This window comes from Streptomyces hilarionis (assembly GCF_024539675.1).
GTDB lineage: Bacteria > Actinomycetota > Actinomycetes > Streptomycetales > Streptomycetaceae > Streptomyces > Streptomyces hilarionis.
Window position 1 is genome coordinate 1 of the sequence record NZ_JAHHIT010000219.1, and the last position, 11,506, is coordinate 11,506.

The 11,506-nt window shown below is 74.6% G+C and carries 13 protein-coding genes; 5 read left to right on the forward strand and 8 right to left on the reverse strand.

Features of this window, described 5'->3' with window-relative positions; all coding sequences use genetic code 11:
* Positions 1-28 precede the first annotated feature (28 nt).
* The gene (locus KMS84_RS35320) at positions 29-1,057 is read right to left on the reverse strand and encodes an SGNH/GDSL hydrolase family protein (RefSeq protein ID WP_256920623.1); all 1,029 of its coding nucleotides are present in this window, start codon (positions 1,055-1,057) and stop codon (positions 29-31) included.
* Positions 1,058-1,218: 161 nt separating this feature from the next.
* Between KMS84_RS35320 and KMS84_RS35325 the strand changes: the two genes are divergently transcribed.
* A complete protein-coding gene (locus KMS84_RS35325) occupies positions 1,219-2,607 on the forward strand; it encodes a cystathionine beta-synthase (RefSeq protein ID WP_256920624.1) in 1,389 nt (462 codons plus the stop codon).
* Positions 2,608-2,990: 383 nt separating this feature from the next.
* On the opposite strand, the gene KMS84_RS35330 is transcribed toward KMS84_RS35325, so the two are convergent.
* Positions 2,991-3,824, reverse strand: a complete 834-nt coding sequence (locus KMS84_RS35330; RefSeq protein ID WP_256920625.1) for a helix-turn-helix transcriptional regulator — start codon at positions 3,822-3,824, stop codon at positions 2,991-2,993.
* Between the two features lie 146 nt (positions 3,825-3,970).
* On the opposite strand from KMS84_RS35330, the gene KMS84_RS35335 reads away from it, so the two are divergent.
* Entirely contained in the window at positions 3,971-4,744 is a 774-nt protein-coding gene (locus KMS84_RS35335; protein ID WP_256920626.1) for an SDR family oxidoreductase, read from the forward strand.
* 25 nt (positions 4,745-4,769) lie between these two features.
* Here KMS84_RS35335 and KMS84_RS35340 read toward each other — a convergent pair whose 3' ends face one another.
* Together KMS84_RS35340 and KMS84_RS35345 are read right to left on the reverse strand one after the other, a co-directional pair.
* A complete protein-coding gene (locus KMS84_RS35340; protein ID WP_256920634.1) occupies positions 4,770-5,189 on the reverse strand; it encodes a hypothetical protein in 420 nt (139 codons plus the stop codon).
* 32 nt (positions 5,190-5,221) lie between these two features.
* Positions 5,222-5,476: a hypothetical protein gene (locus tag KMS84_RS35345; RefSeq protein ID WP_256920635.1), complete on the reverse strand. Its 255-nt coding sequence runs from the start codon at positions 5,474-5,476 to the stop codon at positions 5,222-5,224.
* Positions 5,477-5,618: 142 nt separating this feature from the next.
* Between KMS84_RS35345 and KMS84_RS35350 the strand changes: the two genes are divergently transcribed.
* From KMS84_RS35350 to KMS84_RS35360, 3 genes are all read left to right on the forward strand, one after another.
* On the forward strand, positions 5,619-7,127 hold the full coding sequence (locus KMS84_RS35350) for an aromatic amino acid ammonia-lyase (RefSeq protein ID WP_256920627.1): 1,509 nt from the start codon (positions 5,619-5,621) through the stop codon (positions 7,125-7,127).
* Positions 7,124-8,002: a MurR/RpiR family transcriptional regulator gene (locus KMS84_RS35355; protein ID WP_256920628.1), complete on the forward strand. Its 879-nt coding sequence runs from the start codon at positions 7,124-7,126 to the stop codon at positions 8,000-8,002. Before KMS84_RS35350 ends, KMS84_RS35355 begins: the two co-directional genes overlap by 4 nt.
* 100 nt (positions 8,003-8,102) lie before the next feature.
* Entirely contained in the window at positions 8,103-8,687 is a 585-nt protein-coding gene (locus tag KMS84_RS35360; RefSeq protein ID WP_256920629.1) for a hypothetical protein, read from the forward strand.
* Positions 8,688-8,841: 154 nt separating this feature from the next.
* On the opposite strand, the gene KMS84_RS35365 is transcribed toward KMS84_RS35360, so the two are convergent.
* From KMS84_RS35365 to KMS84_RS35380, 4 genes are read right to left on the reverse strand one after another with little or no spacing between them, the layout of a single operon-like run.
* Positions 8,842-9,216, reverse strand: coding sequence for a roadblock/LC7 domain-containing protein (locus KMS84_RS35365; RefSeq protein WP_256920630.1), 375 nt, complete (start codon positions 9,214-9,216; stop codon positions 8,842-8,844).
* Positions 9,217-9,238: 22 nt separating this feature from the next.
* Positions 9,239-9,766: a roadblock/LC7 domain-containing protein gene (locus tag KMS84_RS35370; RefSeq protein WP_256920631.1), complete on the reverse strand. Its 528-nt coding sequence runs from the start codon at positions 9,764-9,766 to the stop codon at positions 9,239-9,241.
* A 34-nt stretch (positions 9,767-9,800) separates the two neighbouring features.
* A complete protein-coding gene (locus KMS84_RS35375; protein ID WP_256920632.1) occupies positions 9,801-10,724 on the reverse strand; it encodes a transcriptional regulator in 924 nt (307 codons plus the stop codon).
* Positions 10,721-11,164 carry a hypothetical protein gene (locus KMS84_RS35380; protein WP_256920633.1) on the reverse strand — a complete coding sequence of 148 codons (444 nt, stop codon included), beginning with the start codon at positions 11,162-11,164 and terminating at the stop codon, positions 10,721-10,723. The genes KMS84_RS35375 and KMS84_RS35380 overlap by 4 nt, the downstream gene beginning before the upstream one ends.
* Positions 11,165-11,506 lie beyond the last annotated feature (342 nt).

Below are 11,506 nucleotides of genomic sequence, written 5' to 3' on the forward strand. Positions count from 1 at the left end.
TGGATGGCGGGGGTGGGCAAGGTGGGGGTCAGGCGGTTGTCCGGGTGGTGGACTCCGGTTCCGGGACGCGCCGGCGGCGGCGGCGCTTCAGCAGGGCCCAGGGGCCGCGGGGGCCGGTCGGCATGGCCGCCGTCACCTCCGTGCCGGGCTCCGAGGCCGCTTCCGCCGCCGCCCGGGCCACCGGGAGGAAGCCCTCGTGCCGGGTGGCGTCCGGCCGCTCCTCCTCGGCCGGCCACAGGCCGAGGGCCGCGCAGACCGTGGGCAGCACCGCCATCGCCGCCGTCGCGTAGCCCTCCGCCGACGGGTGGTAGTGGTCGGGGCCGAACAGCTCACGCGGGTTCGCCTCGAACTCCGGCCCCAGCAGGTCGCCCAGGGACACCGTGCGGCCGCCCTGCTCGACCGCGCCGATCGTCTGGGCCGCCGCCAGCTGACGCGAGGCCCGGCGGGCCAGCCAGCGCAGCGGCTGCTGGACCGGCTCGATCGTGCCCAGGTCCGGGCAGGTGCCGACGACGACCTCCGCGCCGGCCGTGCGCAGCCGACGCACCGCGGTCGCCAGGTGCCGCACCGAACGGGTGGGCGGCATGCGGTGCGTCACGTCGTTCGCGCCGATCATGATCACGCAGACGTCCGGGATCCGGTCGCAGTCCTGGAGAACCAGCGCGACCTGCCGGTCGAGGTCGTCGGACTGGGCGCCGGGCAGCGCCACGTTGCGCAGCTCCACGGGCCGTTCCGCCACCGCCGCCAGCCCCGAGGCGAGCAGGGCGCCCGGCGTCTGCCCGGAGCGGTGGACGCCCTGCCCCGCCGCAGTGGAGTCGCCCAGCATCGTCAGCCGCAGGGGCTCCCTGCCGGGCCCGGGGGCGTCGTACGCGGTGCCGTAGCGGCCGTCCGCGTGCGGGACGTGCGGGTGCGCCCCGTTGTTCACCTGGCGGCGGGCCAGATGCACCTCCGCCAGCACCAGCCCGGCCACCGCCGCCCCGGCAAGTCCGATGCCGCCGCCGCCGTAGGCCGCGCCGGCCGCGATGCGCCGGGCCACTCTCGCCCTCGACATGCTCGTCATGCCTCGACGCCACCTCCTCGTGTCCGTACACCCACTCCTTGCCCCGTACGCACCGTCGCCCAATCTCGACGAGGAGTGAACATGCCCCTGCGGTCGGTGCCCGCCCCGTACCCTGGCGGGACCACTACGACCACAGTTTTTGCAAGCAACCGGAGACAACGGTGCAATTCCACGACTCGATGATCAGCCTCGTCGGCAACACCCCGCTGGTGAAGCTCAACAGCGTGACCAAGGGCATCCGGGCGACCGTCCTGGCCAAGGTGGAGTACTTCAACCCGGGCGGTTCCGTGAAGGACCGCATCGCCCTGCGCATGATCGAGGCCGCCGAGAAGAGCGGGGAGCTGAAGCCCGGCGGCACGATCGTCGAGCCGACCAGCGGCAACACCGGTGTCGGGCTCGCCATCGTGGCCCAGCAGAAGGGCTACCACTGCATCTTCGTGTGCCCCGACAAGGTGTCCACCGACAAGATCAACGTGCTGCGCGCGTACGGCGCCGAGGTCGTGGTCTGCCCGACCGCGGTGGACCCCGAGCACCCGGACTCCTACTACAACGTCTCCGACCGGCTCGTGCGCGAGACGCCGGGCGCGTGGAAGCCCGACCAGTACTCCAACGCGAACAACCCGCTCTCCCACTACCACTCCACCGGCCCCGAGCTGTGGGAGCAGACCGACGGGCGGATCACCCACTTCGTCGCCGGCGTCGGCACCGGCGGCACCATCTCCGGGACCGGCCGGTACCTGAAGGACGCCAGCGAGGGCCGCGTGCAGGTCGTCGGCGCCGACCCGGAGGGGTCCGTGTACTCCGGCGGGTCCGGGCGGCCGTACCTGGTCGAGGGCGTCGGCGAGGACTTCTGGCCGACCGCCTACGACCGCACCGTCGCCGACGAGATCGTCCCCGTGTCCGACAAGGACTCCTTCCAGATGACCCGACGGCTGGCCAAGGAGGAGGGCCTGCTCGTGGGCGGCTCCTGCGGCATGGCCGTCGTGGCGGCGCTGCGGGTCGCCGAGCGGCTCGGCCCGGACGACGTCGTCGTCGTCCTCCTGCCCGACAGCGGCCGCGGCTACCTCTCGAAGATCTTCAACGACGAGTGGATGGCCGACTACGGCTTCCTCGAGGACGAGGGCCCCAGCGCACGCGTCGCCGACGTCCTCAACGACAAGGTGCACGGCGCCATCCCCTCCCTCGTCCACATGCACCCCGACGAGACCGTGGGCGAGGCCATCGAGGTGCTGCGCGAGTACGGCGTCTCGCAGATGCCGATCGTGAAGCCGGGCGCCGGACACCCGGACGTCATGGCCGCCGAGGTCGTCGGGTCGGTCGTGGAGCGGGAGCTGCTGGACGCGCTGTTCACCCAGCGGGCCTCCCTCGACGACCCGCTGGAGAAGCACATGTCCGCGCCGCTGCCGCAGGTCGGCTCCGGCGAGCCGGTCGGCGACCTGATGTCCGTGCTCGGCACGGCGGACGCGGCGATCGTCCTCGTCGAGGGCAAGCCCACCGGGGTCGTCAGCCGTCAGGACCTGCTGGCCTTCCTGGCCAAGGGCGGGAAGTAACTTCTCGGGGGCGGGGGCCGTAACCGCGGGGGAACCTGCGGTGAACGGCTCTCCCGGGCGCCGGACTTCCGTTTTCCCACCGAAACAGTGGACTTCGTAGAAGTGGTACGAGCGCGTCACGTGCACGCAGCACCCGGTTAACACGCGTCCGGCATATTTATGGATGTCGGCGGCGGGAGCGGCTCCCCGCCTCACCGGCATCCGAACGGCGTCACGGACCTCCGGAGCGGCTCCCGGACCTCCACCGACGCCACGGACGCGCAAGCCCGGCCTGACCCGGCCCGCGTCCCTCGCGGGGACCGCCGTCGTCCCGCCCCCCGGCAACGGGGGTGCGGCGGTTCCCGCGCAAGCTTCCGCCGTAGGGCCTGCCCACCGGGCAGGCCCTACGGCGTCGTCCGCACCGGCGTCGCCCAGCTGCCCAGCAGCCGCAGCCGCTCCTCCGTCTCCGAGCCCGGCTCCGGCGTGTACACCAGCAGCATCTGGTCCGGGTCCGCCGCCACCGCCAGCGTCTCGTAGGGGAAGGTCAGCGAGCCCGCGACCGGGTGCTGGACGCGCTTCACCCCGTAGGCGCACTCGCGGACCGGATGATCCGCCCACAGCCTGCGGAAGTCCTCGCTCTTGAGCGAGAGCTCCCCGACGAGCGCGGTCAGCCGGCGGTCGTCCCGGTGGTGGCCCGCCAGCATCCGCAGATGCGCCACGCACTGGACGGCCACCGCGGACCACTCCGGGTAGAAGTCGCGCGAGGCGGGGTCGAGGAACACGTGCCGGGGGATGCTGCGGCCCTCGGGCCCGGTCCGGGCGTAGCCGAAGACCGCGTCGGCGAGCGCGTTCCACGCCAGCACGTCCATCCGCTGGTCCAGCACGAAGGCGGGGGTGCGCTCCATGCTGTCGAGCAGCGCCCGCACCCCGGGGCGGACGCGGGGCGCGGACGGTCGCGCGGCGGTTCTGCGCGGGCGGGCGACGGCGCGCAGATAGGCGTGCTCGGTGTCGTCCAGGCGCAGGACGCGGGCGACGGCGTCCAGCACCGCGTCGCTGACGGCGGGACCGCGGCCCTGTTCCAGCCGGATGTAGTAGTCGACGCTCACCCCGGCGAGCTGCGCCACCTCCTCGCGCCGCAGCCCGGGGACGCGCCGGCGCCCGTGCGAGGGCAGACCGACCTCCTCCGGCCGGATGCGAGCACGGCGCGAGCGCAGAAAATCACCGAGGTCCCCGTCCATGCGTCCGATCGTAGGGGACGCGCGCACGGCGAACCTGGTACTGCCGGACCCAGGAAAAGCGCATCCCTGGGTAGCTCCGTGACGGGCGGCGACAGTGGTGCCTGCCGCCGGGGAGACGCCCCGGCCCACCATGTCGGGAGCACCACATGCCGTACGAGAACCCGTACGCGAGCCTTGCCGGCCGCACCGCCGTCGTCACCGGCGCCGCCAGCGGGATCGGGGAGGCGGTGGCCGTCCTGCTCGCCGCGTCGGGCGCCCGGGTCGCGCTGCTGGCCCGGCGCGCGGACCGGCTGGAGGCGGTCGCCGAGAAGATCCGCGCCGACGGCGGCGAGGCCCTCGCGGTCGTCGCCGACGTCACCGACGACGCGTCCGTGGCGGCCGCCGCGGACCGGGTCAGGGAGGCCTACGGAAGCGTCGACCTGGTCGTCAACAACGCCGGCGTCATGCTGCCGAACCCCGTCGACGACGGCCGCGTCGACGAGTGGCAGCGGATGCTCGACACCAACGTCACCGGGGTGCTGCGGATGATCCGCGCCTTCACCGCGGACCTGGTGGGCGCCGCCGCCGGGGGGCGCGCCGCCGACCTCGTGAACGTCTCCTCCATCGGCGCGCACGTCACGTTCCCCCACTACGCGGTGTACGGGGCGACCAAGGCCGCCGTCACCTACCTGTCCCAGTCGCTGCGCACCGAGTTCGGGCCCCGGGACGTGCGGGTCACCAACGTCGAGCCGGGCCTGACGGAGACCGAGCTGGCGACGCATCTCGACAACGACGACCTGGCCGGGCAGCTGGACGGCATGGTCGACGCCATCGGCGCGCTGTCGTCGGCGGAGATCGCCGACGTCGTCGCCTACGCGACCAGCCGTCCCCGGCACGTCAACCTGCGGCAGATCATGGTGCTGCCGACCCGGCAGGCGTGAGGCCCGGAGCCGGGGACCGCTCTCCTCAGTCGTCGTCCCGCGGGGACCGCCGGCGCGGGCCCGACAGCAGCGCGGGGTTGCTGCGGGCGGCCTGGACGAAGTTCACGCCGACGACCCCGATCCAGGTGGCGAGCACGCCGGAGAAGCCGCCGAAGGCTCCGCAGATCGCCGACAGCGGGATCGCCAGGATCAGCGACACGATGCCGAAGCCGAAGCGGTCGCCCCAGGAGTCGGTGGGCTTCGGCGCGCGCGAGCCCCGGGCCGCCGCCATCTGCTGCTCCGCGAGCTGGCGCCGCACCCGGCGCTCCACCGCGGCGTCGATGCGCTGGTCGACCTTCTCCAGGAACGAGTCCACCAGCGCGGACTCGTACTCCTCGCCCAGTTCCCTGCGCGTCTGCAACGTGGCGTCGAGCTCCTTCTTCAGGTCCGTGTCCCGCGCGTCCATGGCCGTCTCCCATCCCGTCATGGGCACCAAGGCTAGGGAGCGGGGGCGCCCGGCGCACTGGGGATAGCCCCCGTGTCCGGCGGGGGCCGGCTACCCGGTCGGCCCGTGCTGCACGGGCGGGTCGGCGGCGAGGGCTGGTGCGGGTGGCGGCGGCCGGAGTCGGCGGACAGGGCGACGGTCTCCGGCAGTTCGGCCGCGCGGCCGCCCTCCGGCATGGGGAGGGAGAGGTCGTGGACTGCCGTCGTGCCGTTGGGGAAGCGCTTGTGGACCGCCTCGAACTGGATCATGAGTTGCCCCTTGCCCGGCTGTATAGCCTCATGCAGAGTTCTCCGTAGGTGAATAACTTGTCAACGCTCCGGTGTGGATCCGACGTAACGGATGACCGGCAGGCAAGATCGAGTGTCCGGATCGAGGGGAGGTCGCGGCCTTATGTCGTCTCGGATCGTGGACGCATCTCCCAGAGCGGGCTCCGGTCTCGTCGTCCTCGACGGGATCTCCCTCGGCGTCGAGGACGTCGTCCGCCTCGCCGACGGCGTGGCCCGGCCGGTCCCGGGCACCGACGCGACCCAGCGGATGACCGAGGCCTGGGACGCCGCCCGGCTGATCGCCGCCACCGGCCGCGTCTACGGCCGCTCCACCGGCGTCGGCGCCAACCGGAACGAGGACGTGCCCACCGAGGCGGCCGCCGAACACGGCCTGCGCCTGCTGCGCAGTCACGCGGGCGCCATAGGCGAGGAACTGCCCGCCCGGCAGGTCCGCGCGATGCTCGCCGTCCGCGCCAACCAACTGCTCGCCGGGGGCGCGGGACTGAGGCCCGGCGTCGTCACCGCGCTGTGCGAGGCCCTGGAGAGCGGCGCCCATCCGGTCGTCAACGAGTTCGGCTCGGTGGGCACGGGCGACCTGGCCGCCCTCGCGCAGGTCGGCCTCGCGCTGGTGGGCGAGCACCCGTGGCGCGGAGCCCGGGGCCCCGCACCGCAGCCGCTCGACAACAACGACGCCCTCGCGCTCATCAGCAGCAACGCCCTCACCCTCGGCCAGTCCGCCCTCGCCCTGCACGAACTGCGCGGGCTCCTGCAAGCCACCCAGGTCGTCGCCGCCCTCTCGCTGCTCGCCGTGGACGGCTCGCACGAGGCCTACGCCGCCCCCGTGCACGCCGCCCGCCCGCACCGCGGCTCGGCCGAGGTCGCCCGCCGCATGCGCGAGCTGATCGGCGCCGAGGACCGGCCCACACCGCCCCTCGGACGGATCCAGGACCCGTACGGCTTCCGCTGCCTGCCCCAGATCCACGGCCCCGCGCACGATGCCGCCGACGCCCTGGAGGAGGTGATCGCCGTCGAGATCAACGCGGCCGCCGAGAACCCCCTCATCTGCCCCGAGGACATGAGCGCCTATCACCACGGCGGCTTCTACCAGGCCCAGCTCGCCCTCGTCCTGGACCACTTCAGACTGGCCCTGACCCAGGTCGCGCGGTTGTCCACCTCGCGGCTCTCCACGCTCAACGAACCCGCCTACACCCGCCTGCGGCCCTTCCTCGCCGACCCCGAGCCCGCCTCCTCCGGCGTGATGATCCTGGAGTACGCCGCCGGCGCCGCCCTGGGCGACCTGCGGGCCTTCTCGGCGCCCGCGTCGCTCGGCCACGCTGTACTCTCCCGGGGCGTCGAGGAGCAGGCCAGTTTCGCCTCGCTCGCCGCCCGGCAGACACTGCGGGCGTGCGCCGCGTACCGTCTCGTCGTCGGCTGCGAACTGGTCGCCGCCGTACGGGCGCTGCGCCAGCGCGAGCTGCGGCCCGAGCCGGGTCTTCCGGCGGGGCGCGCGCTGGAGCTGGCCGAGACGCTGCTCGACGCCGACCAGGCCGACCGGCCGCTCACGGAGGACGTGCGCGCGGCGGCCGGTCTGCTGGACCGGTTCACGGACATCTGGAGGGGGAGCGGGGCATGAGCGCGGAGACGGAGTTCGGTGGGGGCGGGCCGGGGGCCGGGGCGGACAGCCCCGCCGCGCGGTTGCAGACCCTCTTCGAGGGGCACCGCCTGACGCCGACCCAGCGGCGGATCGCGCACAGCATGGTGCGGCGCGCCGCCGACGTGCCGTTCCTGTCCAGCGTGGAGCTGGCCGAGCTCGCCGGGGTCAGCCAGCCGTCCGTGACCCGCTTCGCCGTCGCCCTCGGCTTCGACGGCTACCCCGCCCTGCGCCGGCATCTGCGCGAGGTCGCCCCCGCCGAACAGCCCGCGGACTCCGCCTCGTACAACGAGTACCAGCAGGCCGTCGAGGCCGAGATCGAGAACCTGCGGCACCTCGCCGAGGTGCTCGCCGACCCCCGTCCGGTGCGGCGGGCGGGCCGGCTGCTGGCCGCCTCGCGTCCGCTGCCCGTCCTCGGCCTGCGGGCCGCCGCCTCCCAGGCCTACGGGTTCGCGTACTTCGCCGCCAAGGTCCATCCGGACGTACGGCTGCTGCACGAGGGCGGCACCATGATCCACGACCGGATCGACGCCGCCGTCCGGGCCGGCGCCTCCGCCCTGCTCTGCTTCGCGCTGCCCCGCCACCCGCGCGAGGTCGTCGACACCCTCGGCTACGCCCGGGAGGCCGGGCTCAGCGTGGTCACGGTCGCCGACTCCGCGTTCGCGCCGGTCGCCAAGGTCTCCGACCTGCTGCTGCCGGCCGCCGTGGGCACCGGCCTCGCCTTCGACACGGCCTGTGCGCCGATGCTGCTCGGGCGGATGCTGCTGGAGGCGATGTGCGACGACCTGCCCGACGCGCAGGCCCGGCTGGAGGAGTTCGACGCGCGGGCGTCGTCGCGCGGGCTGTTCGTGGAGTGACCTCGGCCCGCGCGGGCGGGGCGCGCTCTCAGACTCGTCTCACGTTCGCTCACTAGTCTGCGCGGTCACGGGACAGTGCCCGAGTGACCAGGAGGCGGAAGTGGCACGCGGAGGACAGGGATTGGCCCGGGTGGCCGTCGTCGTACGGGCGGGAGCCGCGCCGTTGTGGTGGTGCGGGGTGTTCGCGGCTGGGGTCGGCGTCCTGACGCCGGGCCTGACGGGACGGCGGATCGGGGTGCTCGCCGGGGCCGCGCTGTTCCTCGTGGCGGCGGCGCTCACGGCAGTGCGCGGCCGGCGCCGGTTCACCGAGCTGGGCCGCGGGGCCGCCCGGGCCGGCAAGCACGACGTGCTCCAGGACCGGGCGGTGACCGTGCGCACCTGGCGCCGCGGTCACCGCCGGTGGCTCCTGCTCGCCTTCCTGGCCGCGCTGGGCGCTTCCCTCGCGGCGCCCTCGGCGGGCGGGCTGCTGCTCGCCGGCTGCGGGGCGGGGCTGCGCTGGAAGGCCGCCTGGATCGGGCGGCGCGAGCGGGAGGACGACGCGCTGCTGTGGGTGCGCGTCGACTGGCTGGACCGGCACGGCGGCCGTCCGGCCGGCAAGGCCGTCAAGGCGTACCGCAGCACCGGCGTCGCGGCGGGCGACGCGGCCCCGGGCGGAGCCCGCCGCCGCACCGCGGCACTCGTCTAGCCGGTCTGCCGGTCTGCCGGTCTCCCGACCTGCCGGCCCGCCCGTCTGCTGATCGGCGGCCGGTCGACAGACCGCTCGCCCGCCCTGCCCGGCGCATGGTCCGGGCGGGGTCCTGGCCGGGGCCGTGCCGTCGGCCGGACGCGCGGGCGCGGGCTCAGACCTCCAGGTCCTCCTCGATCTTCCTCAACTGGTGGCGGGCCATCGCCAGGTTGGCCCGCTTGGCGTCCAGGACGAGGTACATGAAGAGCCCGTTGCCGCCCCGGCCGCTGATCAGCCGGATGAGGTGGTACTGGTCGGCCAGGGTGATCAGGATGTCCTCGATCTGGCCCTTGAGCCCGAGGTGCTCCATGGTGCGCATCTTGGCGCGCACCACGTCGGTGTTGCCGGCAGCGGCGATGTTCAGGTCGAACGTCTTGCTGCCGCCGAGCGTGCCGAGCGCCATGCCGCTGGTGTAGTCGACGAGCGCGACTCCGGTCGCCCCCTCGATGGAGGCGAGGCACTCTTTCAGCGTGGTTTCGGTGTTGGCCATGACGTGTGCTCCTCGGTTCCTGTCAGCTTTCCGTGGTGGTGCGCGCGTTGGCGGTGGCCGGGCCGCGCGCCGTTCTGGTCCGTACGGTCGGGGGCTTGGCCGGTGTGCGCACCGGCGGCTTGGCGGGGGGCGTCGGCGGCGCCTCGGCGGGCGCGGCCCGCGCCCGCCGGGCCGCCGTCTCCCGGGCGTCCACGAGCTCCCCGACGCGGGCCCCGGCGCGGCGGCCCTCCAGGTGCAGCCGGCCGACGTTGACGCGGTCCTGCGCGAGCAGGGTCAGCACGGCGGACTCGCCGGCCGCGTACGTCGCGACGTAGCCGTACCGTCCGCGCACGAGCAGCTCGCGGAAGTCGCCCTGGCCGGTGGTGTCCGCCATCCGCACGGCGACGCCGAGGGCGGCGGCGGTCAGCGCGGCCACCACCTCCGGTTCCACGCCGGGCGTGTCGTGGGCGAGGACCAGGCCGTCCACGCCCGCCGCGAGGGCGCCGGTCAGCTGGGGCACCCGCGCCCGCAGCCGCCGCAGCTCGTCGAGTATCTCGGGCGCCGAGGCCATCAGCTCGCTCCTCTCGGCACGCGGTCGCTGCCGTTCAAAGGGCCTCCAGCGCATCCCTGAGCCTCTTCAGCAGGGTGATGTCGGGGTCGTTGACGCGGGGCAGCGTGATGCCCCGCGGGGGCTCGGCCGCGGCCGTCCCGGTGGCGCCGTCGGCCGCGGTGAGCGCGTGGCGGGGCGGGAGGCCGGGCACGGCGGCGGCCGGGGCATGGGGGGCGCGCGGCGGAGGGAAGAGCGCCGTCAGCAGCCCCGCCGCCGCCAGCCGCCGGGCGTCCACCAGGGTGTGGAAGGCCTGCCGGCCCAGCTCGCGGGCGATGTCCGGCGCGGTGCGCACACCGTCCGCCAGGGCCAGCACCGCGCTCTGCCGGGCGGTCGGCGCGGGCGCGGCCACGGCGTCGGCCCGGCGCAGCGGCGCCCCGTCGGTCAGGGGGTCGGGCCACAGACGGTCCAGCAGCTCGCGCCGGCGCAGCGTCTCGCGCTCGACCGCGTCCACCGGGACCGGCCGCAGGGCGCCCAGCCAGTGTCCGGCCCCGTAGCGGAAGTGGCCCGGGGTGCTGCTGGGGGCGAGCGCGAAGTAGGCCGCGTCGTACACCGCCTCCAGGTGGCACAGCTCCAGCGCGCCGCGCGGGACGCGGCCGGCGTCGAGCAGCAGCCGGGCGGCCCCGTACTCCTCGTCGGCCCGGTCCACCGCGTCCTGCCAGACGGCGGGGGAGAGGGTGCCGTGGGCCAGGAGGAGCACGTCGAGGCCCGGGGCGAGCGGGCTCTCGGCGTGCACCACGCGGCCCTCGGCGAGGTAGAGCGAGCCGCGCTCGCGCTCCAGGACGCCCGTCGCCCGCTCGGCCGCGAGCCGGGTGAGCATCGGCGACAGCGCGCCGCCGCGGTCGCGGGTCCCGGACTTCTCGCGCACGGGCAGCCGGGGCGGCGGGGTCGTCCCCTGGGGGTGGGTTCTCACCGCGGTCACCCGAGCACCAGCCGTCCGGCCATCTCGCCCAGCCGGATCCGGGCGAGCGCCAGGTTGCCGTCCGGCCGGCCCAGCCACACGTGCAGGAACACGCTGCTGTCGAAGGACGTCGGCACGAAACGCAGCACGTGGTAGCTGTCCCGGTTGCTGATGATCAGGTCCTCGACCGGAGGATCGACGCCGACCGCCCCGGCCGTCGCGTCGGCGCCTCCGGTCTCGTCCGCGTGCTCGTGACGGTCGTAGCCGTCGGGGGTGAACGCCCGCTGCTCGGCCGTCAGCCGGGCGACCTCTGCGGCCTCGGCCGCGGCCGCCTCGTGGTCGCCGCCGGGGAACTCCCCGACCGCCCCCAGGGCCAGGCCGCTCGTCCAGTCGACCAACGCGGCGCCCCGTGCGCCGGGCAGCCGCATGGCCTCCAGTAGACACTCGTCGATTCCGGGCACCGTTGGCTCCCCTCCCGCCTGCGGTTCGGCTGAGTGATGACGAAGCTACGCAACGTAGGCGCGGGGAGTGAGTCTTCTGGCATTTTCCAGCGGAACATGCGGCGAGGTGGCTAACGTGGGTCGACTGACCTCATTTCGGTCGGCCGACGCCTCTTGTGTCTCTTCAACACCTCTGCACCGGTACGCGTCAACGGCGCACGCGTCCTGCCGGGGTGGTGCGCGCGACATCGCGCGCCCCCTGTCCCGCCTGTCTGCCGAGCCGCCCGCCTCGCTCCCGCCCGCCTCGCTCCCGCCCGCCTCGCTTCCGTCGCCGGCGCCGGCCCCTTCCCCCTCCGGGCCGCC